This is a genomic window from Chromobacterium sp. ASV23 (assembly GCF_016428945.1).
Lineage (GTDB): Bacteria > Pseudomonadota > Gammaproteobacteria > Burkholderiales > Chromobacteriaceae > Chromobacterium > Chromobacterium sinusclupearum.
The window spans coordinates 87798-110999 of record NZ_JAELTR010000006.1 but is presented as its reverse complement, the minus strand read 5'-3'; the positions used below and the strand labels follow the sequence as shown (position 1 = coordinate 110999).

Below are 23202 nucleotides of genomic sequence, written 5' to 3'. Positions count from 1 at the left end.
TCCTATGCAACCGAACCCTGGAGTGATCATGACTGAATGGCATTACGAAGACGCGGGCGAACGACACGGCCCGGTGTCCCTTGAGGAAATGGAAGCCTTGATTCACCAGCAGAGCTTGCAAGCGGATTCGCTGGTGTGGTCACCTGGGCTGCCGACCTGGACTGCCCTGTCGCATACCGAATTGGCCAGTCACCTGAATGGCCTGATGCCGCCGCCACTGCCCACTGACAAGATCGACGACATCGCCGTGCGCTGCCTGTGCGTCGCGCCGGTATTGGGCTTCATCCTGGAATCCATGGCGGCGGGGGCCATGGATATCGATTTTGATACGTTTCTCAGGGAAAACCTATTCTGGTACCTCACCCCGATACTCAACATCGGCCTATGCGGGCTGGATATCTATCATCTGAAGCAAGCAGGCATCCAGACCCACCGCTTCGGTAAGTTCCTGGTACTGATCCCGCTCTACCTGTGGAAGCGAGCCAAGACGCTGAATAGCAGCCAAGCGTGTTTCTGGATTTGGCTGGCTTGCTTCGGCATCGTTCAACTCGCGCATATGTCTTGATCCCACCCCTGAATGGCACAACGCCCATCCCCGGCTTAGCGGGGGTGGGCGTTGTTTTTTGGAAACCTGGAGAAACCATTATGACGCAACCCTATTACTCCCCGCAAGAAATGGCCAAGCTGCTGCAGGAGCTGTTTCAAACCCATGCCGGCGCGCTGCATGCAGACCAGCTCAAAGCCTTGCGAGAACGCATTGATGAGCTGGTGTATTACTCGGCCACGGTCGGTTTGATGGGCAAAAGCGGCGCGGGCAAGTCCAGCCTATGCAATGCCCTGTTTGGCGAGAAAGTCGCAGAGGTGGATGATGTCACCCCGTGCACGGTATGGCCGACCGAATTCACCCTGGCACATCAGAACGGCAAAGGGATCTCGCTGATCGACATGCCTGGCGTGGGCGAGTGTCAGGGCAAAGAGGAGGAATATGCCGAGCGCTACCGCGAGATGCTGCCGGAACTCGATCTGATTCTGTGGGTGATCAAGGCCGATGACCGCGCGTTGAGCATCGATGAACAGTGCTACAAGCAACTGATCCGGCCGCACCTGTGCGAGCGCGACATCCCACTGCTGTTTGTAGTCAACCAGATCGACAAGATCGAACCCTGCCGGGAATGGAATAGCGCCAGCCAGTCGCCGGGACCACAGCAGCTCAACAACATCAGCCGGAAGCAAGTCGAATTGTGCCGGCTGTTCGAGGTGCCGCTCAGCCAGATCCTGATCATCTCGGCAGTGGAGGGCTATGGCCTACAGTTGCTGCTGGAGCAGATCATTCATCGCCTGCCCAAGGAAAAAAAGTGGAGTGTCACCCGTGAAGCCCGCGCGGAATACGTGACGCCCAGTATCCAGCGGGAATCGATGACTGGGCTGTGGGAGGCGGTGAAGGACGCTGCCAAGGCGCTGTTGCGCGAAGGCTGGGTGACGATCTCTCGCAAGATAGAGGGCTGGCTTGGCCGCTTGTTAGGATGGTTATGAGCTGGTTTGCTGGTGTTGTTTGGCAGCAAAAAAGCATCCAACGTAGTACCGGGGTACATTTCGGGGTACAATTCAAAATCGAAAGGCCAAAAACCTATAATTGGCGGCACTTTGAATGGAATCATTCGATTCCTGCCGCCGGCACCATATTCCACGGGCCTTGTAGCGATACAAGGCCCGTTTGTTTTTTCCGCAAATCCAAAACTTCCTCCGGTCAGTAGTTCGCTTTTCATAGTCTCAATCCTGCCGCTCGCGCACTCTACGGCTGCGCAAAATCCCCTCGGCAGTGCTGCTCTCAAGCCGCGGGTGGAGACAGCCAAGCCAAGCTGACAGTTCAAGGAAATCGAAATCCGCACGCCCACCCTGGGCGACATGATGGATGCGGAAGAAGAGGCGTATTGGCCAGCGGGCGCGGGACAGGTGGAATGGCTGCTGCTGGCAAGCGAGGGCACAGGGCACAGGGCTGGAGGCCGAGACATTGAAACCCGTTACCGCGAGGCCACGGCTGACTTGGCTTGGCTGCGAGCTGGTCCGTCGCGAAGCTCGAGGACGGACAGCCTGGACCTGGCGGCGCACCAAACAAGAGATGGCCGAGCTGTACGCCTTGTTGACCTCACAAGCCCAGCAACGCCACTACGCAGCCCTGGCAGACACGCTAGAGCGCATTGCCCGGCAGCCAGGGCTTCATGGTGTCAGGACGCAATCCTGGGCGCTTTGCCAGGAGGCATGCAGGCTCGGCTACCCGGGCGAGCTGCCGCATCTGCATTACCTACAGAAGGTCAGCCACAGGGAGCATTTAATCCTTGCCGGCTAGAGTCAGGCCGGCCAGTAAACCCGTTTCAGCGGCAACAGCACGCGCGTTTCCAGGTCCATCGCCTCATAGTGTTCGAGGATGGCCTCAACGAGGTCATCCAGATTCATCAAGGTGATGGGGTTATTTGCGCGTTCGGCCTCGTAATAGGCTTCACGTGAGAACCCACCAGTGCTGACGTACAAACCCTTGTCGCCAGGGTGCCGGATGACGGCCAGAAAACCACGCACTTCCTTCGTTCCCATCTGGCCGCGGCGATGCTTCACCTCGACGATGATGCGTGGCTGTTCAAAGCCGAAGCCATCCGGCGACGCAACAATATCCTTACCGCGGTCGGGCCCCGAGGGCGACACGCGGGTTTTATATCCCATGGCACGCAGCAGTCCCGCGGTGAGGTCCTGCATCTGCTCCCAATCGAGTTTGCTCACCCGGTCTTTGATGAACTCGAGGGACCTTGCTTGCAAATCCTGCAGGAGGTCCTCTTCCTCAAGCCCCTCGTCTTCCTCGCTCGCTTGTTGTGGCTTCCCGCCACCCGTCAGGGCTTCAAACTCACGGTAGATTTCTGCCGAGACCTTGAAGAGGGTCAATGTCGAACCCAGCGAGTTCTTGGCCTTGACCGTCAAGTCATCCCGCGCCACCTCGTGCAGCCACTCAATCTGGCGGTAGGTCGGAAACTCCCCCTCAAACAGGGTAGCGTCATACCGTGCGGCACTGGCAATCCTGCCAACCAGATAAATACGGCGGGCACTGTCGTAGGTAACCACTTGGTCGCCGACTTGCACTTCGCGCACAAACCGGAACACCTGCCCCGCGGCGCTGCGCTGTTTGGGCTTTGAATCCTCCGGGTAAGCCTCCGCCATACGCTGCGAGAAGTCTTCGCGTGTGACAAGGTCCAAGGTATTCCCCGCTTCAATCCAGCCGATGGCGACGATGGCCCTGGATTTGAATTCCGGAGCAAGACGGCCGCCGCTATCGGCGCGCACGAGCCAAGTTGAGCCCATAGCAATCCTTTTTTGACATTATTTTCACAACAGCCCGCATCAAATCCACGCTTCACCCAGGGCTTGCGCCTGCTGCAGCACCAACTCCACGGCACCGTCCTGCTGGTCCGGCGGATATTTGTATTTCCGCAGGATGCGCTTCACCATCAGCCTCAGCTTGGCGCGGACGCTTTCGCGCGCCGACCAGTCCACGCTGAGGTTTTTACGCAGATTGTCAGTCAGCTCATGGGCAATCTTCTTCAGCGTCTCGTCCGTCAGTTCGCGCACCGCGGACTCGCTATTGGCAAGCGCGTCGTAAAAGCGGATTTCATCTTCAGTGAGGCCCAACGCTTCGCTGCGGTTGGCCGCTTCATGAAACTTCTTGGCCATCTCGATGAGTTCCTCGATGACCTGAGCCGTTTCAATGGAGCGGTTCTGGTAGCGCTTCACCACATTAGCCAGCATTTCGGAGAACTTCTTCTCCTGCACCACATTGCCGGAGAAGCGGCTTTTCACCTCTCCTTCCAGCAGGCGCTCCAGCAGCTCCACCGCCAGGTTGCGCTCAGGCAGATTGCGCACTTCCGCCAGGAAAGCTTCATCCAGGATGCCGATATTGGGTTTATCGAGGCCAACGGCTTCGAAAACATCCACCACTTCGTCGGACACCACCGCCGAGCCGATGATTTGGCGGATAGCCAGCTCCCGCTCTTCATCGGTGCGCTTCTGCTGGCTGATATCGCGCTTGGTCAGAATGACCTTGACCGCCTGCATGAACGCTACTTCCTCGCGCACCGCCTTGGCTTCGTCCAGCGTGCAGCACAGCGTGAAGGCCTTGCTCATCGCCAGCGCGGCATCGGCGAAGCGCTTCTTGCCATCCTCCAGCCCCAGGACATGGTTGGCTGCGCCGGCCAAGCATTTGTGGCCCGCCGTCAGGAAGTCGCTATAGTCGTAGCCATGCAGCATGCTCTGCAGGATGTCGAGCTTCTCCGCCAAAATGGCATAGGCTTCGGCGGCATCCACGGTCGGCTTGCCGCGGCCATTGCTGGCGGTGTATTCCTTGAGCGCCGATTTCAGCTCGTTGGCGATGCCGATATAGTCCACCACCAGGCCGCCTTGCTTGTCCTTGAACACCCGGTTGACCCGCGCGATGGCCTGCATCAGGTTGTGGCCCTTCATCGGCTTGTCCACGTACAGGGTATGCACGCAAGGCGCGTCGAAGCCAGTCAGCCACATGTCGCGCACGATGACCAGGCGCAAAGGGTCGGCGGGGTCTTTGAAGCGTTTTTCCAGGCGTTTCTTGGTTTGATGGTTGTAGATGTGCGGCCGCAGCAGCGCCTTGTCGCTGGCCGAGCCGGTCATCACAATCTTGATGGCGCCTTTTTCCGGGTCGGCATCATGCCAGTCCGGGCGCAGCCTGATGATTTCGTTGTAGAGGTGGACGCAGATGTCGCGGCTCATGGCCACCACCATGGCCTTGCCGTTCTGCGCCTGGCAGCGTTCCTCGTAGTGGGCCACCAGGTCCGCCGCCACCGCTTCGATGCGCGGCTCCGCGCCCACCACCTTTTCCAGGGCCGCCCAGCGGCTCTTCAACTTGGCCTGCTGGCTTTCTTCTTCATCCTCGGCCAGCTCGTCCACTTCCTCGTCTATCAGCGGCAACTCGTCCGCCTTGAGCGACAGCTTGGCGAGGCGGGATTCGAAGTAGATGGCCACGGTGGCCCCGTCTTCCTTGGCCTGCTGCATGTCGTAGACGTGGATATAGTCGCCAAACACCGCCCGCGTGTCGCGGTCCTCGCTGGACACCGGCGTGCCGGTGAAAGCGACGAAGGTGGCGTTGGGCAAAGCATCGCGCAGATGCTGGGCATAACCCACCTGATACACGGCATGCGGCTCGGCCGCCCGCTGGGCCTTATCGTCATTGGCGGCGGCTTTCGGGGCTTTCAGCGTCTTGAGCTTGGCCTCAAAGCCATACTGGGTGCGATGCGCCTCGTCGGCGATGACCACGATATTGCGCCGGTCGGACAGCATCGGGAAGCTGTCTTCATCCTCCCCGGGCATGAACTTCTGGATGGTGGCGAACACGATGCCGCCTGAGGGCCGGTTGGCCAGCTTGGCGCGCAGGTCTTGGCGTGTGGCCACCTGCACGGGCTGCTCGCGCAGCAGGTCCTGCGCCAGCGAGAACACGCCAAACAGCTGGCCGTCCAGGTCGTTGCGGTCGGTAATCACCACGATGGTCGGGTTTTCCATCGCGGCGTCCTGCATCACCCGCGCGGCAAAGCAAGTCATGGTGATGCTCTTGCCGCTGCCCTGGGTATGCCACACCACGCCGCCCTTGTGGCTGCCGCCGGGGCGGGAAGACATCACCACCTGCTGGATGGCCGCGCGCACCGCGTGAAACTGGTGGTAGCCGGCAATTTTCTTCACCAGCTTGCCGTCATCCTCAAACAGCACGAAGAAGCGCAGATAATCGAGCAGATAGGCCGGCGCCAGCACGCCGCGCACCAGAGTTTCCAGTTCGTTGAACTGCCCCAGCGGGTCCAGCGTGACGCCATCGATGGTGCGCCACTGCATATAGCGCTCGGCATTGGCCGACAGCGAACCCATGCGGGCTTCGGAACCATCGGCAATCACCAGGATTTCGTTGTACTGGAAGACGTCCGGTATCTGTTCCTTGTAGGTCTGAATCTGCTCGTAGGCTTTCCAGATATCGGCGTTTTCATCCGCCGGGTTCTTCAGCTCCAGCAGCGCCAGCGGCAAGCCATTCACAAACAGAATGATGTCCGGGCGGCGGCTGTGGCGCGGCCCCTTGATGGCGAATTGGTTCACCGCCAGCCATTCGTTGGCGGACGGGTTCGCCCAGTCGATGAGGCGCACAAAATCGCCGCGCGTTTCGCCGTCTTTTTGCACCTCCACCGGCACCCCGCCCACCAGCAACTGGTGGAAGCGCCGGTTGGCGGACAACAAGGCCGGAATGCCCAGCTCCTGCACCTGGCGCAGCGCATCCTCGCGCGCCGCCAGCGGAATGCCCGGATTGAGCCGGGCGATGGCGCTACGCAGCCGCTCCAGCAACAGCACCTGGCGATAGTCGGCCCGCTCGCAATCGGCCCCTTCCGGCGCCAGATCGGGTCCGAACAGACGGGTGTAGCCGACGTCTTCCAGCCAGCCTAGGGTTTCCTGTTCCAGTTGGTCTTCTGTCATGGTGTTCTCAGGCGATGAGCGCTTCCGCCTCGGGCAGGCGCAGTTGGCCGGAAATCAGGCGGGGGAGAAGTGTGTCGCGCAGGCTGGCAAGGGTTTGGGCTTGTTGATGGTTCGCTGAGATTTTCTGTTGAATGCTGCCGACCACTTCAGAAAAGATGTTCGCCACGGCATTGGAAGGAACTACGACTGGAAAGCGACCAAGCACATCATTTTGCACGCGCTGCCGCCCACTTGTTCCAGACATGCTTTGAATAGCGAATTCACGGAACGTTGAATGGCGGGCGAGCAAGTACCCGTGATATGGCGGCAACGGGGCCTTTGGATGCAGCACTACAAACTCGGTGGAGCCCCAGCCCGTCTGTTCATCAGTCAGGAAGTCTACGAAAGCGGTCTTACCGTTTTCCAGGCAGGGCGTAATGCGGGCCAGTAAGGTATCACCGTTGATGAACTTGGTTCCTGAACCCATCTCGCGCTCAGTCACACCACTTACCGAATGGCCGCTCGTGCTGACGCCCGCCATATCAAGGTACGGAGCACCTACACCCTTTTTTAGCTTGCGGGTGGGATTAATTTCATAAGCATCTTCAAGCGTGAGCAACCGCCACCCCCTCGGCACCAACCCCAACTCCGACTCCTCGAACCCATCCGGAAACAACGCAGCTGTGGCTTCGTCCATGCCTTCCGGGGCGCGGCCTTCCATTTTGGCGCGCACGGGGTCGAAATCGACAAACCAGGATTTGAACAAGGCTTGGGCGATGGCTTCCAGCGTGGCGTTGGTTTCGCGCAGGAGGGTGATGCGGTCGTCAAAAACCCGCGCTATCTCGCCGATTGCAAGTTGTTCGCCCTCGGCTAGGCGAGAGATTTGTACCGAGCCAATGCCGGCTGCACTAACATTTGCTTGAGCGCTGCCCGCTGAGGCGCCTTCAATAAGCGAGTCAAAACCAGGCAGAGAGACAACAGCATAGATAAAGTCGTCAAACGCCTTACCTTTTTTTGATGAGATTCGTGCGACGCGCTGGTTCAGATAAGCCGGCTCGGTTTCTTTGAAACGCGCAACCTTACCGACGGTCGCACCGGTCATTGCCATCAAAATGTCACCATCGCTTAGTCGAAATCGTTCAAGACCTGCCAATTTTTCCGGCGCCACTCGGTCAACGCCATTCAGAACGATGACTGGCGGCTGAATGTTGGCAATCTTGACGACAGCAACGCCGTTATCCCCAAAGTCGGCACTCTTGAATGCATAGCCTCCCTGGATATTGGCAAGGTCAGACAGTCGGCAAACATCAGCATTCATACCCCAGCCCCCCCAGCTTCTGACGAATCAGAGCGTCCAACTCCGCGCCCTTGGCCATCTGCTCACCCAGTTTTTCGGTGAGCTGCTGCATCTTATCGGCAAACGCCTCGTCGTCATCCTCGACTTCCTCTGCGCCGACGTAGCGTCCCGGCGTCAGCACATGGCCGTGCTCGGCAATTTCGGCCAGCTTGACGCTGCGGCAGTAGCCGGGGATGTCTTGATACTCGCCAGCCTCGGCCTCACCACGCCAGGCGGCGACGGTCTGGGCGATGCGGGCTATGGTGTCGTCGGTCAGTTCGGCCTGCACCCGCGAAATCATCGTGCCCAGCTTGCGGGCGTCGATGAACAGCACTTCGCCCTGGCGCGTGGTCTTCTGCTTGGTCAGGAACCACAGGCAGGCCGGAATCTGGGTGTTGAAGAACAGCTGGCCGGGCAAGGCAATCATCACTTCCACCACGTCCGCGTCCACCATGGCGGCGCGGATGGCGCCTTCGTTGTTCTGGCTGGAGGACATGCTGCCGTTGGCCAGCACGATGCCGGCGCGGCCATTTTGCTTGAGGTGGTGCAGCATGTGCTGCAGCCAAGCGTAGTTGGCGTTGCCCTGCGGCGGCGTGCCATAGACCCAGCGCGGGTCGCCCTCCAGGCTGCCGTGCCACCAGTCGCTGATATTGAACGGCGGGTTGGCCAGGATGAAGTCGGCGCGCAGGTCCGGGTGCTGGTTGCGAGTAAAGGTGTCGCCCGGTTCGCGGCCCAGGTTGTAGTCTATGCCGCGAATGGCCAGGTTCATCGCCGCCAGCCGCCAGGTGGTGGGGTTGGACTCCTGGCCGTAGATGGACACGTCGCCCAGTTTGCCGCCGTGCGCTTCAATGAATTTTTCCGACTGCACGAACATGCCGCCGGAGCCGCAGCAGGGGTCGTACACCTTGCCATGGTGCGGAGCCAGCACGGCTACCAAAGTTTTGACGATGGAGGCCGGGGTGTAGAACTGGCCGCCCTTCTTGCCTTCGGCGCTGGCGAACTGGCCGAGGAAATATTCGTAGACCTGGCCCAGCACATCGCGCGCCTGGCTGGCGTCTTCGCCAAAACCAATCGTGGAAATCAAATCCACCAGCTCGCCCAACTTGCCATCCGGCAACTGGGCGCGCGCGTAGCGCTTGTCCAGAATGCCCTTGAGCTTGGGGTTCTCGCCCTCGATTTCGGCCAGCGCATTATCCACCCGCTTGCCGATGTCGGTTTGCTTGGCCGCGGCGCGCAAGTTCTCCCAGCGGGCCGCTTCCGGCACCCAGAACACGTTCACCGCCGTGTAGTAGTCGCGGTCGTCCAGCTCTTCCGCCAGCAGCTCATCATCGCAATCGTGCAGGAAGTATTCGTCGCTCTCGTCGGCGAAGCGCTTCTTCAATTCGGCCTGACGGGCGGCGAAGGTGTCGGAGATGTACTTGAGGAAGATAAGGCCAAGGACGAGGTGCTTGTATTCGGCGGCATCCATATTGGCGCGCAGCTTGTCAGCCGCGGCCCAGAGGGTCTTCTTGATATCGTCAAGCATGGGTATGGGTATTTCCGTTCAAAAAATAGCGGGAAAGCGCGGCGCATGCCCGCATCAGCATTCAATAGCTCGCTATTTTACGCTATATGGGATTTTATCGGGCGACGGGATGCGAGGATGGCGCCTTGGGGCGTCCAGAGGAAAGGCGAACGATATATTTCGCCCGTCAGACCCGCCTCCTGGGCAGCGAAAGGCGCGACGACTGGGCGGCAATAAAAGTTGCAAGCAGCGCGGCATGCCGGCTTGCGCAACAGCGGTTTTGCATTTGAATCCAAGACTGAAGCCAAGGCATGGGCGGCTGCCATAGGGGCTGTTGACGTTTGGTGGGCGGTCGCGCCGGGATGCATTTTGCGACGAATCGAGGCGTTTCGCGCGCCGGATAGTCATTCTCTGCCAGCGCGGAACAACGAAGATTCGGCGCGAAAGGCGCCCGGCCCTGCGGGTTTGGCCGCTTTGGGCCGGAAGCCACGTTGCCCAGCCCTTGCATAGAATGACTATGCGGCGGACTGTGCGCCTTGCTTCCGGCCCAAATCGGCGCAAACGCGATCCACTCACCAAACGTCAACAGCCCCTAGTGTCCGCCATGACGCATGGCGTCTTCATCGCACCGTTCTGTCAGCGAGTCGCCCGCATTCTCAATGCGGCACCTCGATGCCGCTTTGCGCAAGGGGCGTCCATCCCACTAACAAAGCCATTCAGAGTAAATGGTTTCGAATCTGCTCGCAGCTGTGGGTAATCAGGTGGTTGGCGATGGAGATGACGGTCGGCAGCGGGGGCAGGGCGTCGATATCGAACCAGCCGGCGTCTTCAATCTCGCCTTCTTGCGGGCGGATGTCGCCGCTGTCGTACTCGGCGGTGAATGCCAGCATCAGCGAGTGGGGAAACGGCCAGGACTGCGAGAAGGCGTAGCGCAGGTTTTTTACCTTGATTCCCACTTCCTCCCAGGTTTCGCGGTGCACGCACTCTTCCAGCGTCTCGCCGGGTTCGACGAAGCCGGCCAGCGCGCTGTACACGCCGGGCGTGAAGTGCGGGCTGCGCGCCAGCAGCAGCTCGCGGCCGCGGTGCACCAGCACCATCATCGCCGGCGAGATGCGCGGGTAGTAGACCTGGCCGCAGTTGGGGCAGTGGCGGCCCAGTTGGTCGCTATTGACGGCCAGCGGCGTGGCGCAATGGCCGCAGAAGCGGTGGTTGCGCAAAAACTGGCGCAACTGGGCGGCCCGCGCCGCGGCCTGGACCTGCTCGGCGGGAAGCGCGAGAAGGGCAGGGCGCAGCGGCAGCCACTCGCCGCTGGCAGGCGGCGCGCCCACCAGTTCCGCCAGAAACAGATTGTGTTGCTCGTGGATGCCGAGAAAACGCTGGCCGGTCAGCACGCAACCGGCTGGGGCGGATGCCGGCAGAGCTTTGTCCAGCAGCCACAGGCGGGAATCATCAAAAATGCACCAGCGCGCGGGCAGGTTCGGCGCCGGTTGTTGCGAGAGTTCGAAAGCCATGATGCGAAAGTCATGATGAAGATCGCTCAGTTTACGCCGACTCCCGGCGCCGCGTACATCCAGTGTTCGCTTTGCCGGCGCACCACCTCGCTGAGCGAGCCGCTGTGCTCGTACACCTGGCGAAGCCATCGGCTATCGCTGTGGCATTTCAGCGCTTTCTGCCGCAGCGCCGCCAGCTGGCGTTGGCTGCCCAGCGCCTCGGCATGCGGCTCCAGCTCGCGCAGGGAGTCCAGCAGGTCTTCCTGCAGCCCCTGCTGGCGATTGCCGCGGGCGTCCACCAGCACGCCATCGAAGCCGAAGCGGCAGGCCTGGAAGCGGTTATAGCTGTAGGTGAGGTAGGGTTCCGGGCTGATGTCGTCCCAGCCGTCTTCCAGGCAGCGCCGAGCCAGCATCTGGGCGTAGGCGGCCAGCAGCACCGGGGTGTCGATGGATAAGGGCGTGTCGCAGATGCGGATTTCCACCGTGCCGTATTCCGGCTTGGGACGGATGTCCCAGTAGAAGTCCTTCATGCTGGCCACGATGCCTAGCGATTCCATCCGTTCGAAATACTCGTTGAACGCAGCCCAGTCGCTCACCACCGGCATGCAGCCGGACAGCGGGAAGGCGTTGACGCTGGTCAGGCGCGAGGTCTGGAAGGCGGTGTCCACGCCTTGATAGAACGGAGACGACGCGGACAGCGCGATGAAGTGCGGGATGTAGCGCGCCAGGTAGTGGGTGAGCCGCACCGCGGCGTCGCCGTCTGGACAGCCGATGTGGATGTGCTGGCCGTAGACGGTGAACTGTTTGGCCAGGTAACCGTACAGTTCCGATACCAGCTGGTAGCGCTCCTTGGGGTAGATGCGCTGATCGTCCCAGTGCTGGAAGGGGTGGGCGCCGCCGCCGGCCAGACCCAGGTTCAGCTTGTGCGCGCTGTCCACCAGCAACTGGCGGATGGCCAACAGCTCCTCCAGCATGGCGTTGACGTCGCTGTGGACGGCGGTGCCGATTTCTATCATGCCCTGGGTGATTTCAGGCTTGATGTCGAAGCCATGCGGCTTGCGGTTGACTTGCAGCAGCAAGTCGTCGGAACCGCGCGTCAGGTTGTAGTCGCGGCGGTTCAGTATCATCAGCTCCAGCTCCACGCCCAGGGTGAGCGGCTGGCTTGTGTTGAATTCAAGCATGATTGGCTCCCGCGGTTTCGCCGGCCAGGCGCAGCGCCAGCCGGCTGAGGATGGGGGCGAAGATCTCGTTGATCAGCAGCGCGGCCATCAGCGCCGCGCTGAAGCTCTGGGCCGCTTCTCCGAGCGACACCATGCCCAGGCCCAGCAGCAGCGCCGAGCCGCTGTTCATCGGACTCAGCGCCAGGCCCAGCAAGGCGCCCTGTTTGCGCGACAGGCCGTTGCCGCGCGCGGCCAGCCACCACACCAGCATGCCGATGCCGCAGCGCAGCAGCAGGCACAGCAGCGCCAGCTGCCAGTGCGCGGCCAGCGCCTGCGGCGACAGATGGGCGCCGGCGGAGACAAAGAAAGCCACAGTAAAGACATGGCTCAGCGACAGGATGCCCGGCTCGCTGACCGTATAGCCGTGGCGCATGCCGCGGGTGCTCATCCCCGCGATCAGCAGCGCCAGCAAGGCCAGCAGCTGCAGCATGTCGGCCAGGCCGACGACCAGCGCGATCAGGCCGAACAACAGCACGCGTTGAGCTTCGCGCTGGTGTCCGCCCAGCCAGCGGTTCAACTGGGTGGTCACCAGCCCGGCGACCAGACCCAGCGCGGCCGAGCCCAGGATCAGCCAGCCGGGCATCAGGATGCCTTCTTCCACCGTGTGATTGGCTGACAGGTGGCTGTACGACAGCGCCAGCGCGAAGCCTATCATCGCCAGTAGGCTGGACAGCGCGGTGGCGGTCAGCAGCCGCTCGCTGACCTGGCCGTCGGCGCGCGATTCGCGCACGATCTCCAGCACCACGATGGGCGAAGTGGCCATGCCCAGCGCCGCCAGCATCAGGCTGGCCGGCGCGCCAAAGCCGCCGGCATTCAGCAGCGCGAACAGCGCGGCGAATACCAATACACAGTAGAACAGGCTGGTGGCCAGCAGCGTCTTTTCCACGCGCAGCCAGCGCAAGTCCACGCGGCGCCCGGCTTCAAACAGCGAGATGCCCAGCGCCAGTTGCACGAACAGCGAGGCTTCGTTCAGCAATTGCTGGTTCAGCAGGTTAAGGCTGTAGGGGCCGATGATCAGGCCGGTGACGATGTAGCCGGTGATGGCCGGCAAGCGCGCCACGCGCACGGCGATCTGGCCGCCTATCACGCCCAGAGCCAGCAGGATGCCGAACGCGGCCAGCGGGTTCAGCATCAGATTGTGCCAGGTGGGGAATGGCATAGTGGTTTCTCCTGTATTGCGCGATGCGAGGCATTGAATTGCCTTGCCTCTGCCCTAAGGTATGAATGACTGACGCGATTTCGAGCCAAGAGTTCATGCTAATAGACTGGATCCGCCGCCTGGGCGGCAAACGGATGCCGCCGGCCTTGCTGTCGCGGCTGCGGGAAGAGGCAGACGGCATGCCGCTGCTGGAGGGCTTGTCGGCCGACGAGCGGGACCGCCTGCTCAGGCTGGCGGGCGACTTGCTGCTGGCCAAGACCATCACCGGTCTGGAGGACATGGCGGTGGACGATGCCATGCGGTGCCGGCTGGCGCTGCAGATGGCATTGCCGGGCATGAACCTGGGCATGCGCGCCTATGAAAACTGGCGCGAGGCGGTGCTGTACCCTGCGCCGTTTGTGGTGCGCAACCGTTGGCAGGATGGCATGGGCCTGGCGCATGAAGCCGAACAGGTGTTGATAGGCCAGGCCCATTATCAGGGGCCGCTGGTGTTTTCCTGGCCGGATGTGAATGAATCGCCGTTGCTGGACGGCTGGAATGTGGTGATCCACGAGGTGGCCCACCAGTTCGACATGCTGGATGGCCCGGCCAATGGCGCTCCGCCGCTGCACAAGGGCATGAACCGCCAAACCTGGAGCCAGGCATGGAACCAGGCTTATCGCCAATTTTGCCGTACGGTGGACCATGGCGTGGAGGGTTGGCTGGACCCGTACGCCAGCGAAAACCCGGCTGAATTCTTTGCCGTGCTCAGCGAAGCCTTCTTTGAAATCCCCCACCTGGTGGCCAGGGATTTCCCAAATCTGTATGGCTTGCTGAAGCTGTTCTATCGACAAGATCCGGCGGCCAGGCTGCCAAGGGTGGCGGAAGACGCGCTGCTGCCGCCTCAGCCGCCCGATGGCATGGGTCAGGGTTGATCTATCGTCTCGGCCAGGACGCCGCCTTTTTCGCGCAGCAGCAGGTAGATGCCGGCCGCCAGGCCGATCAGGCACTGGACCATCAGATAGTAAGAAGGCGCCATCGCGTCGTATTTCAGCCAGATGGACAGCAGCACCGGCGTCAGGCCGCCGGCAAAGGCGTAGGCCACATTGTACGAGAACGACAGTCCGGAGAAGCGCACCGCAGCCGGGAAGACCCGCACCATCACCAGCGGCACCGCGCCGACGATGCCCACGCTGAAGCCCAGCAGCGTGTACAGCGGATACAGCTGGCTGCTGTCTTGCGCCATGATCGAATAGAACAAATGGCTGCTGATGCCCAGCAGCAGGCTGCCGCCAATCAGCGTGAAGCCGCTGCCGATGCGGTCGCTGAGCCAGCCCGCCACCAGACAGCCGCAGGACAGCGCGACCACGGCCAGGCTGTTGGCGCGCAGCGAGTCCACCGGCAGGATGCTGAACTGTTTCTGCAGATAAGCCGGCGCCATCAGGATGGCGACGACGATGGCGATGGCCAGGAACCAGGTCAGAAACATGGACAAGGCCACGCCGGTCTTGTGCTGTTTCAGCACCGTTTTCAGCGGCAGCTCGCGCGACAGTTTCTTGCGCGCCTTCATCTCCGCGAATACCGGCGTTTCATGCAGCCACTGCCGCAGCTGCATCGCCACCAGCCCAAACACGCCGCCGATCAGAAATGGCACCCGCCAAGCCCATTCCGCGATCTGCTGCTGGGAAAACGCCATATTGATGGCCGTGGCGATCAAGGAGCCCAGCAGGATGCCTACGGTCAGGCCGGACGTGATCACGCCGCAGGCAAAGCCGGTATGGCGGGATGGCGCGTGCTCGGCGACGAACACCCAGGCGCCCGGCACTTCGCCGCCTATGGCCGCCCCCTGCAGGATGCGCAGCGTCAGCAGCAGCAGCGGCGCGGCGATGCCGATATCGTGGTAGGTGGGCAACATGCCCATCGCCAGCGTGGGCAGCGCCATCAGTACGATGCTTAGCGTGAACATACGCTTGCGGCCGAACAGGTCGCCGAAATGCGCCATCACGATGCCGCCCAGCGGCCGCGCCAGATAGCCGGCGGCGAAGATGCCGTAAGTTTGCAGCTGGCTCAGCCAGTCCGGCATGCTGGGCGGGAAGAACAGCTTGCCCAGCACCACGGCGAAGAACACGAAAATGATGAAGTCGTAGAATTCCAGCGCGCCGCCAAGCGCGGCCAGAGAGAGCGTCTTATAGTCCTGTCGCCCCAGCGGGCGAGCGGAGGGCAGGGTCAGTGGGCGGGCGTTCATCCAGGTGCGGTCCTCTTGTCCAGTTTATTGTCGGCTGCTTGTTTAAGCGCGGCCGTGCGGATCAGATTAAAGGAGCGGGGATTGTCTGACAATACGAATCTATTGCATTTTTGTATTCACGGGATACGCGGCGGGCGGGGCGCGCAAGCGCTGGGCGCTTGCGGAAAGAAAAAAGCCCCGGCGGCAAGGCGCGCGCCGGGGCAAGGTTAGGCTTACTGCAGATCGAAGCGGTCCAGGTTCATCACCTTGCTCCAGGCCGCGGCGAAGTCGCGCACGAACTTCTCCTTGGCGTCGTCTTGGGCATAGACTTCGGCCAGCGCGCGCAGCTGCGAGTTGGAGCCGAAGACCAGATCGACCCGGGTCGCCGTCCATTTCAGCGCGCCGCTGGCGCGGTCGCGGCCTTCATATACGTCATGCGCGTCCGAAACCGGCTGCCACACCGTGCCCATATCCAGCAGGTTGACGAAAAAGTCATTGCTCAGCGCCTGCGGCCGCTGCGTGAACACGCCGTGCCGCGATTGGCCGGCATTGGCGCCCAGCACGCGCAGGCCGCCCACCAGCACCGTCATCTCCGGCGCGCTTAAGGTCAGCAACTGCGCCTTGTCCACCAGCAGCGCTTCCGCCGGGGCGGTAAAGGCTTTTTTCTGGTAGTTGCGGAAACCGTCGGCCTGCGGCTCCAGCACGGCGAAGGACTCGACATCGGTCTGGTCTTGCGACGCGTCGGTTCGGCCGGGGGTAAACGGCACGTCCACCGCGAAGCCGGCAGCCTTGGCCGCGGCTTCCACCGCCGCGCAGCCGCCCAGCACGATCAGATCGGCCAGCGATACCTTCTTGCCGCCGCTCTGCGCGCGATTGAAGCCCTGGCGGACTTCGTCCAGCGCGGCCAGCACCCGCGCCAATTGCTCGGACTGATTGACTTCCCAGTCTTTCTGCGGCGCCAGGCGGATGCGCGCGCCGTTGGCGCCGCCGCGCTTGTCCGAGCCGCGGAAGGTGGAGGCCGATGCCCAGGCGGTGGAGACCAGCTCCGCGATCGACAGGCCGGAAGCCAGCAATTTCACCTTCAGCGCGGCGATGTCCTTGGCGTCGATCAACGGGTGATCGACTGTCGGGATCGGGTCTTGCCAGATCAGCTCTTCCGCCGGCACTTCCGGGCCGAGGTAGCGTGCTTTCGGGCCCATGTCGCGGTGGGTCAGCTTGAACCAGGCGCGGGCGAAGGCGTCGGCGAAGGCCTGCGGGTTCTGGTGGAAGCGGCGGGCGATCGGTTCGTAGATCGGATCGAAGCGCAGCGACAGATCGGCCGTGGTCATCATCGGCGGATGTTTCTTGGACGGATCATGCGCGTCCGGAATCATGTGCTCCGGCTTCACGTTCTTGGCCACCCATTGATGCGCGCCGGCCGGGCTCTTGGTCAGTTCCCACTCATAGCCGAACAGCACGTCGAAGTAGCCATTGTCCCAGCGGGTCGGGTTTGGCTTCCAGGCGCCTTCAATCCCGCTGGTGGTGGCATGCGCGCCTTTGCCGGAGCCGAAGCGGTTGATCCAGCCCAGGCCCTGCGCCTCGATCGGGGCGGCTTCCGGCTCCGGCCCCACCAGCGCCGGGTCGCCCGCGCCGTGGGCTTTGCCGAAGGTGTGGCCGCCGGCGACCAAGGCTACGGTCTCTTCATCGTTCATCGCCATGCGGGCGAAGGTTTCGCGCACGTCACGGCCGGAGGCCACCGGGTCTGGATTGCCGTCCGGACCTTCCGGGTTGACGTAGATCAGGCCCATTTGCACGGCGGCCAGCGGATTTTCCAGTTGGCGGTCGCCTGCGTAGCGGCTGTTCGGCTTGTCGCTGGTAGCCAGCCAGGTCTGCTCGGCGCCCCAGTAGATGTCTTCTTCCGGTTGCCAGATGTCTACGCGGCCGCCGGCGAAACCGAAGGTCTTGAAGCCCATCGATTCCAGCGCGCAGTTGCCGGCCAGGATCATCAGATCGCCCCAGGACAGCTTGTTGCCGTACTTTTGCTTGATCGGCCACAGCAGGCGGCGCGCCTTGTCCAGGTTGCCGTTGTCCGGCCAACTGTTCAGCGGCGCAAAGCGTTGGTTGCCGGTGCCCGCGCCGCCGCGGCCGTCAGCCGTGCGGTAGGTGCCGGCGCTGTGCCAGGCCATGCGGATGAACAGGCCGCCATAGTGGCCCCAGTCCGCCGGCCACCACTCCTGCGAAGTGGTCATCAGCGCGTACAGGTCTTTTTTCACGGCGGCCAGGTCCAGCGTCTTGAAGGCCTTGGCGTAGTCGAAATCGTTGCCCAGCGGGTTGGACGCGGGCGCGTGCTGGTGCAGAATGTTCAGGTTCAGTTGATTGGGCCACCAATCCCGGTTGCTGCGGGTGCCTGCCAGTGTCTTGCCGGCATGGGCGGCGGTGAAAGGGCATTTTTGTTCCTGGCTCATAGTGTTCTCCTTGCGTGGGGGGCAATGGGATGACTTGCTGAACCTAGGTTAGTTGCCAAACCATCGTCTGGCTATTGAGTATGTTTTATCGAGTCAATTTCACAAAACTATCGTTTAATGCCGATGGTTATAATTTAGCTATTGATGGTTTGCCGTACCGGCGGGACCGTTCGGCAAACGTCAATAGCGGCTGCCGCGAGCGGCGTTAAGCCGTCCTGGCCGGCATGCTCAATCCAGCAGCGTGGTTTTCTTCAGCATGTCGTTCGGCAGCTTGATATGCCAGCGATCCAGCCCTGAGCGGCTGAAAATGAATGTGCCTTCCGATGGGATGGTCGGGAATATGCTGGACGGCGGCTTGTGATGGATCAGGATGGATTTGGTGATGGAGGCTGCGGCCTGGCCTTGTTCCGCCCCCGTCAGCACAATGCCGCCGATGGCGCGGTTGGGCCCCACGGCAAAGCTCCAGAACGCAAAAACCGGCACCTGCGTATGCTGCATGGTCCATTGCATGACCTCATCGCCCGGCACATAACGACCGTTGCGGTCATGCAGCGCGAAATACAGCCCGACCCAGATGGCGCGGTACTTGTCTTTGGCGCTGGCAACGATCTGCTGCCAGTCCTCGAAGGTGGCGGCTTCCGCCATCATCACGTCGAACATGCCTAATTTGATGGCCGGCAGGTTATCGAAGCTTTCCTGCTCAATCACGTCCGCCGTCATTTCCTTGTCGAACAGAATCAGGATGTTGTGGGCGTTTCCGGGAGCAAAGGGCGCAATGCTGAGGATGTTGCGGGAGAACAAGGGGCGCTCCAGCACGCCGGTCACGTTTTGCTGAGGGGTTTTGAAGTATCGTCTGGGATTGTTGTTGATGCCGAGGTACACCACAGGAATCTTGTTGTCGATCATGGCGCCCACAAACTCCAGCGAGGCGTCGTCGCCGGCGATGACCAGATCCGGCTTGTCATGATCGATGAGGCGAACCAGCCTGCCCGCCGTCGCCTTGACCTTGTCCGGCTTGTCCACCTTGGAGTTCAGTTCGAAAAAAGACAGCGCCGCCAGCGGAGCCAGTTCGGTTTTCAGCACTTCTCGGTAGGCATGGCTCCAGGCGTACTGGTCGGAATAGCTGTCTATCACGTAGATGCGCTTGAGGCCTTGGGCGCAGATCTGCGATGCGCCCAGCAGCAGAATCAGCAAGAGTGTCAGGGATTTCATAGGCAAATCTCCATTCCCTTGCGGACGAATGCCTGGGTGGCAGGCGGTGTATTGTGTTGTTTTAAATCATGTTAGGCGGTGTCGCGTGTTTTCTCTAGCCGACGGCAGCCTGTCGTGCGGGCAAGGCGTCATTTCACCGCCCCATCCATGCCGCGCATGAGGTAGCGTTGGCAAAACACAAACACGGCCAGCACTGGCAGGATGGCCAGCACCGCCCCGGCCGCCACCATGCGGGTGGAGGTGGCGAAGGCGCCCTTCAGGTACAGCACGCCGACGGACAGCGGGTACAGGTCCGGCGTTTTCAGCACCACGCTGGGCCAGACGTAGACGTTCCACGACCATACCAGAGTAAAAATGCCCAGCGTGGCGAGGTAGGGCCGCGCCAGCGGCAGGCAGATGCGCCAGAACACCTGCCAATCATTGGCGCCGTCCATGCGGGCGGCGTCGACGATTTCGTCCGGGATATCCTCGAAGGCATGCTTCATCAGGTAAATGCCGAAAGCGCCGGCGATGGACGGCAGCACCACGCCCAGCCGGCTGTCGTCCAGTCCCAGCCGGGTGATGGTGACGTAGTTGCTGATGAAGTTGATTTCGCTGGGCAGGAGCAGCGTGGCGATGATGGCGTAGAACACCAGTTGCCGGCCGCGAAAGCGCAGCTTGGCCAGCGGGAAGGCCGCCAGCGCCGATACCGCCAGCGTGCCCAGCGTGGTCAGGCCGGAGATGCATAGCGAGTTCCACAGGAAACGCCCCAGCGGGATGGCGTCCCAGACGGCGGCAAAGTGCTGCCATCCGGCATCCTTGGGCCACAGCGGCGGCGGGAAGTCGAACACCTGCTCGCCATTGCCGACGGCGATGCCCAATGTCCAGATGAAGGGATAGCAGCAGGCGAATGACAGCGCCAGCAGCAAGATGAAGTCGGGCAGCCGGCGCAGCAGGCGGCGCGGGGCGAGTCGGGGTAGGGCGAGGGTAGCCATGCGGTTCTCAGCGGTGATCGGCGCGGATCAGTCGGAAATTGAGCCAGGCCAGCAGCAGGCAGACCAGCGTCAGGATCAGCCCGGCGGCGCTGCCGCGGCCGAAGTCCAGCTGGTTGAAGCCCTGGTGGAAGGCGTAGTACAGCGCGGTGTAAGTGGCATTCATCGGCGCGCCGCGCGTCATCACCAGCACTTCCTCAAACGCTTTCAAGGCGTCTAGCGTGGAGATCAGGCTGCAGAACAGGATGGTGGGCTTGAGCATGGGCACGGTGATGCGCCAGAAGCGCTGCCAGCGGTTGGCGCCGTCCAGCCGCGCCGCCTCCTGCATCTCGGCCGGGATGGCCTGCAGTCCGGCCAGGTACAGCACCATGTAGTAGCCCAGGCCGCGCCAATAGGTGACGAACATCACCGAATACAGCGCCAGGTCTTCGTCGCTGAGGAAGCCGATATCGCGCTCCGGGGCCAGCAGCCGCAGCCAGTGCAGCGCGCTGTTGAGCACGCCGTAGTCGGCGTACATCCAGTTCCACATGATGCCGACAACGGATACCGTGGTGATCACCGGCAGGTATAGCGCGGCGCGGAATAGCCGGATGCCGGGCAAGGCCTGGTTGACCAGCAGCGCTAGGGCGATGCCGGACAGCTGGATGGCCGGCACCACCAACAGGTAGCGCAGCGAATTGGCCATGGCCTGCCAGAACACGGGGTCGTCCAGCAGGTAGCGGAAATTGTCCAGGCCGGCCCATTGCGGCGGCGAGATCAGATCGTAGCGGGTGAAGGCGACGTAGCTGCCGAACAGCAGCGGCCAGAAAGTGAACGCGCCCATCAGCAGCAGGGCGGGCGACAGAAACAGCCAGGCGTTGCGGGACGAGGTCTTCATCGTGCATTCCGTGTACTGCGCGGCGGAAAAAAGCCCCTCCGGCAGACGAGGAGGGGCAAAGAGAGGAGGGATAGGCGCGGCTGTCCTTATTTCAGCTGCCGGTTCCAGAACGCCGCAGCGTCGTCCAGCGCTTTCTGCGCGTCCTTCTTGCCGATGACGGCGGCTTCCACATTGTCGACCAGGTTTTTCTTCAAGTCGGCGACATTGGGCACGCCGGTCAGCACCAGGGTGCGGATATTGCGCGCTACCTTGGCGCCCTGGATGCGCGAATCCTCTATGGCGCCGCCGGCCGAGGTCTTGACGAAATAGCTGTCGGTCAATGCCTTCTGGGTGGACGGGAAGGTGGCGCCTGTCACTTTGGCGAAGGCCAGCTGTTGGCTGTCGCTGGTCAGGAATTTGGCGAACTTCACCGCTTCGGCCTGGGTTGGCGCCGGCAAGCCCTTGGATACGGCCCAGCTGAACAGGTAACCGCCTTGGGCGATCTTGGTCGGCCCCAGCGGCGCCGGCTGCACCACGGTGACGGCGTAGATGGCGCGGGCGTCGCTCTGCGTGCGCTGCGCGGCGGTGGGGGCGGTTTCCATCATCGCCAGCCGGCCGCTGTTGTACAGCTTGACGCTGGCCTGGTAGTTGTCGTCGGCGAACAGATTGTCCTTGGCCAGCGCGCCGGCCTGGTAGGCGTCGGCGAATTTGCGGATCAATGCGACATGGCGCGGACTGTTGAACACGGCCTTGCCGTTTTCGATCAGCGGCAGGCCCTGGCCCAGCATGATGCCGTCTATCTGCCCCAGCTGCGGCAGCAGGCCGGGCACGCCGGTCTTGGCCTTGATGGTCTTGGCCAGCGCCAATTCCTGCTCCAGGCTGGTCACCGGCGCGTGCGGGTCCAACCCGGCCTTTTTGAACAGCTGGCCGTTGATCGCCAGGATATTGATATTGTTGTACCACGGCAGGCCGTACAGCTTGCTGCCGAAGCTCAGATCGGCCAGCGCGTTCGGCAGATAGGCGGCCTTGTCCGCGCCCAGCGCGGCATCCAGCGGGATCAAAGTGCCTTTTTGCGCGTACTTGAACAGTCGCGGCACATCATGGTTGACCAGCGCTGGCGGCTTGCCGGTGGCAATGGCGGCGTTCAGCTTGGTTTCGAAATTCTCGTTGAACACGTCCACCCACTGCACTTCCACATTGGGGTGTTGCGCTTCGTAGTTTTTCTTCACGTTGGCGAAATAGCCGTTGAAGGTCGGTTGCAGCGAGTCGGTCCAGAATTCCAGACGGATTTTCTCGGCATGCGCAGCGGCGCTCAGCCCGCAAGCGAGCAGGGCCGCGCTGGCGAATGCCAGACGGTAGACTTTCATATTCATCTCCTCCTGTGTTGTGTCAGCGGCGCAGCAGCAGCAGCGCGCCGCTGGCCGAATCGCCCTTGGCGGGCGTCAGTTGCTGGCGGAAGCCAGGCGGCAGCCAGTCGCGCAAGGCCTGGCCCAGCCCGCCGCATAAGGCGACCGGCAATTCGCCGGCGGGGTCCAGCGCCCGGGCGATGGCCCAGGCGTCTTCGCCTGCCTGGCGCAGCAGCGCGTCGGCCTCCGGATCCGTGCGCGCCGCGGCGAAAACCAGCGGCGCGAGTTGGGCGACACGCGCCGGATTGGCCTCGCTGTTCCAGCGCATCATCGCCTGCCAGTTGCCGCCGACGAATTCCAGCACGGCGCGGGTAAGAGGGGTATGGGTATAGCGGCCATCCAGCGCCATTTGCGTCAATTGCGCGGCGCGCTGTCCCAGCCAGGCGCCGCTGGCTTCGTCGCCGCTGGGATACCCCCAGCCGCCTACCTCGCGGTGGCTGCCGTCTGGATAGAGCGCCTCGCCTACGCTGCCGGTGCCGAGGGCGACGATGACGCCGGGCTGGCCGCCATGCGCGCCCAGCAGGGTGGTGTAGCCGTCGGTAGCCAACTCCAGTCGGGCGAAATCCGGCGCGCGCAGACGGAATTGCCGCGCCCACTCTGGGTTGTTCGCGCCGGACAGCCCTAGTCCGATGGCGCAATCGGCGTAAGGCGGCAACACTTTTCCTATCTCGCCGAAGGCGCGCTCCAACAAAGCCAGGACGGTGCGCCAAGCCGGTTCTATGCCCTGGGCTAGCGAGGAGCCCGGTCCTTCCGCCTGGGTCAGCGGGCGGCCATCCGGAGATTCGATGCGCAAGCGCGTGCCGGTGCCGCCGCCGTCCACGCCAATCAGGTAGGGAGTGGAATTGTCCATGGAGGATATGTCCCGTCGCCAAAAATGACAATTGTATTTATGATTGGAGCATT

The 23202-nt window shown here is 62.2% G+C and carries 17 protein-coding genes; 3 read left to right on the top strand and 14 right to left on the bottom strand.

Going from position 1 to position 23202, the window contains the following annotated elements:
• The first annotated feature begins 28 nt into the window (after window positions 1-28).
• Window positions 29-565: a DUF4339 domain-containing protein gene (locus JHD59_RS04760; RefSeq protein ID WP_199153346.1), complete on the top strand. Its 537-nt coding sequence runs from the start codon at window positions 29-31 to the stop codon at window positions 563-565.
• A gap of 80 nt (window positions 566-645) precedes the next feature.
• On the top strand, window positions 646-1533 hold the full coding sequence (locus JHD59_RS04755; protein ID WP_199153345.1) for a GTPase family protein: 888 nt from the start codon (window positions 646-648) through the stop codon (window positions 1531-1533).
• 816 nt (window positions 1534-2349) lie between these two features.
• On the opposite strand, the gene JHD59_RS04750 is transcribed toward JHD59_RS04755, so the two are convergent.
• From JHD59_RS04750 to JHD59_RS04720, 7 genes are all read right to left on the bottom strand, one after another.
• The gene (locus JHD59_RS04750) at window positions 2350-3345 is read right to left on the bottom strand and encodes a restriction endonuclease (RefSeq protein ID WP_199153344.1); all 996 of its coding nucleotides are present in this window, start codon (window positions 3343-3345) and stop codon (window positions 2350-2352) included.
• A 39-nt stretch (window positions 3346-3384) separates the two neighbouring features.
• A complete protein-coding gene (locus tag JHD59_RS04745) occupies window positions 3385-6519 on the bottom strand; it encodes a type I restriction endonuclease subunit R (RefSeq protein ID WP_199153343.1) in 3135 nt (1044 codons plus the stop codon).
• A gap of 7 nt (window positions 6520-6526) precedes the next feature.
• Window positions 6527-7816 carry a restriction endonuclease subunit S gene (locus tag JHD59_RS04740; RefSeq protein WP_199153342.1) on the bottom strand — a complete coding sequence of 430 codons (1290 nt, stop codon included), beginning with the start codon at window positions 7814-7816 and terminating at the stop codon, window positions 6527-6529.
• Window positions 7806-9359: a class I SAM-dependent DNA methyltransferase gene (locus JHD59_RS04735; RefSeq protein WP_199153341.1), complete on the bottom strand. Its 1554-nt coding sequence runs from the start codon at window positions 9357-9359 to the stop codon at window positions 7806-7808. Before JHD59_RS04735 ends, JHD59_RS04740 begins: the two co-directional genes overlap by 11 nt.
• Window positions 9360-10054: 695 nt before the next feature.
• A complete protein-coding gene (gene nudC / locus JHD59_RS04730; protein ID WP_199153340.1) occupies window positions 10055-10849 on the bottom strand; it encodes an NAD(+) diphosphatase in 795 nt (264 codons plus the stop codon).
• 26 nt (window positions 10850-10875) lie between these two features.
• Window positions 10876-12009, bottom strand: a complete 1134-nt coding sequence (locus JHD59_RS04725) for a YbdK family carboxylate-amine ligase (protein WP_199153339.1) — start codon at window positions 12007-12009, stop codon at window positions 10876-10878.
• A complete protein-coding gene (locus JHD59_RS04720) occupies window positions 12002-13207 on the bottom strand; it encodes a cation:proton antiporter (RefSeq protein ID WP_199153338.1) in 1206 nt (401 codons plus the stop codon). The genes JHD59_RS04725 and JHD59_RS04720 overlap by 8 nt, the downstream gene beginning before the upstream one ends.
• 95 nt (window positions 13208-13302) lie before the next feature.
• On the opposite strand from JHD59_RS04720, the gene JHD59_RS04715 reads away from it, so the two are divergent.
• On the top strand, window positions 13303-14121 hold the full coding sequence (locus tag JHD59_RS04715; RefSeq protein WP_233163896.1) for a zinc-dependent peptidase: 819 nt from the start codon (window positions 13303-13305) through the stop codon (window positions 14119-14121).
• Here the strand turns inward: JHD59_RS04715 and JHD59_RS04710 are convergent.
• The 7 genes from JHD59_RS04710 to JHD59_RS04680 form a co-directional block, all read right to left on the bottom strand.
• The gene (locus tag JHD59_RS04710; RefSeq protein WP_103321450.1) at window positions 14112-15431 is read right to left on the bottom strand and encodes an MFS transporter; all 1320 of its coding nucleotides are present in this window, start codon (window positions 15429-15431) and stop codon (window positions 14112-14114) included. The genes JHD59_RS04715 and JHD59_RS04710 overlap by 10 nt on opposite strands.
• 212 nt (window positions 15432-15643) lie before the next feature.
• Window positions 15644-17854 (bottom strand): catalase/peroxidase HPI, encoded by a 2211-nt coding sequence (gene katG / locus JHD59_RS04705; protein ID WP_199153336.1) that lies wholly within the window; start codon window positions 17852-17854, stop codon window positions 15644-15646.
• 228 nt (window positions 17855-18082) lie between these two features.
• Window positions 18083-19066 carry an ABC transporter substrate-binding protein gene (locus tag JHD59_RS04700; RefSeq protein ID WP_199153335.1) on the bottom strand — a complete coding sequence of 328 codons (984 nt, stop codon included), beginning with the start codon at window positions 19064-19066 and terminating at the stop codon, window positions 18083-18085.
• Window positions 19067-19194: 128 nt separating this feature from the next.
• Window positions 19195-20040 (bottom strand): carbohydrate ABC transporter permease, encoded by an 846-nt coding sequence (locus JHD59_RS04695; protein WP_199153334.1) that lies wholly within the window; start codon window positions 20038-20040, stop codon window positions 19195-19197.
• Window positions 20041-20047: 7 nt separating this feature from the next.
• Window positions 20048-20914 carry a carbohydrate ABC transporter permease gene (locus JHD59_RS04690; protein WP_103318971.1) on the bottom strand — a complete coding sequence of 289 codons (867 nt, stop codon included), beginning with the start codon at window positions 20912-20914 and terminating at the stop codon, window positions 20048-20050.
• A gap of 86 nt (window positions 20915-21000) precedes the next feature.
• Window positions 21001-22260, bottom strand: coding sequence for an ABC transporter substrate-binding protein (locus JHD59_RS04685; protein ID WP_199153333.1), 1260 nt, complete (start codon window positions 22258-22260; stop codon window positions 21001-21003).
• A 22-nt stretch (window positions 22261-22282) separates the two neighbouring features.
• Entirely contained in the window at window positions 22283-23149 is an 867-nt protein-coding gene (locus JHD59_RS04680) for a BadF/BadG/BcrA/BcrD ATPase family protein (protein ID WP_199153332.1), read from the bottom strand.
• Window positions 23150-23202 lie beyond the last annotated feature (53 nt).

Coding starts and splice junctions, on each gene's coding strand:
- JHD59_RS04685 (WP_199153333.1), bottom strand. CDS start 22,260: ATGAAAGTCTACCGTCTGGCATTCGCCAGCGCGGCCCTGCTCGCTTGC.
- JHD59_RS04695 (WP_199153334.1), bottom strand. CDS start 20,040: ATGGCTACCCTCGCCCTACCCCGACTCGCCCCGCGCCGCCTGCTGCGC.
- JHD59_RS04700 (WP_199153335.1), bottom strand. CDS start 19,066: ATGAAATCCCTGACACTCTTGCTGATTCTGCTGCTGGGCGCATCGCAG.
- JHD59_RS04720 (WP_199153338.1), bottom strand. CDS start 13,207: ATGCCATTCCCCACCTGGCACAATCTGATGCTGAACCCGCTGGCCGCG.
- JHD59_RS04735 (WP_199153341.1), bottom strand. CDS start 9,359: ATGCTTGACGATATCAAGAAGACCCTCTGGGCCGCGGCTGACAAGCTG.
- nudC (WP_199153340.1), bottom strand. CDS start 10,849: ATGGCTTTCGAACTCTCGCAACAACCGGCGCCGAACCTGCCCGCGCGC.
- JHD59_RS04760 (WP_199153346.1), top strand. CDS start 29: ATGACTGAATGGCATTACGAAGACGCGGGCGAACGACACGGCCCGGTG.
- JHD59_RS04740 (WP_199153342.1), bottom strand. CDS start 7,816: ATGAATGCTGATGTTTGCCGACTGTCTGACCTTGCCAATATCCAGGGA.
- JHD59_RS04680 (WP_199153332.1), bottom strand. CDS start 23,149: ATGGACAATTCCACTCCCTACCTGATTGGCGTGGACGGCGGCGGCACC.
- katG (WP_199153336.1), bottom strand. CDS start 17,854: ATGAGCCAGGAACAAAAATGCCCTTTCACCGCCGCCCATGCCGGCAAG.
- JHD59_RS04750 (WP_199153344.1), bottom strand. CDS start 3,345: ATGGGCTCAACTTGGCTCGTGCGCGCCGATAGCGGCGGCCGTCTTGCT.
- JHD59_RS04725 (WP_199153339.1), bottom strand. CDS start 12,009: ATGCTTGAATTCAACACAAGCCAGCCGCTCACCCTGGGCGTGGAGCTG.
- JHD59_RS04690 (WP_103318971.1), bottom strand. CDS start 20,914: ATGAAGACCTCGTCCCGCAACGCCTGGCTGTTTCTGTCGCCCGCCCTG.
- JHD59_RS04755 (WP_199153345.1), top strand. CDS start 646: ATGACGCAACCCTATTACTCCCCGCAAGAAATGGCCAAGCTGCTGCAG.
- JHD59_RS04745 (WP_199153343.1), bottom strand. CDS start 6,519: ATGACAGAAGACCAACTGGAACAGGAAACCCTAGGCTGGCTGGAAGAC.
- JHD59_RS04710 (WP_103321450.1), bottom strand. CDS start 15,431: ATGAACGCCCGCCCACTGACCCTGCCCTCCGCTCGCCCGCTGGGGCGA.
- JHD59_RS04715 (WP_233163896.1), top strand. CDS start 13,303: ATGCTAATAGACTGGATCCGCCGCCTGGGCGGCAAACGGATGCCGCCG.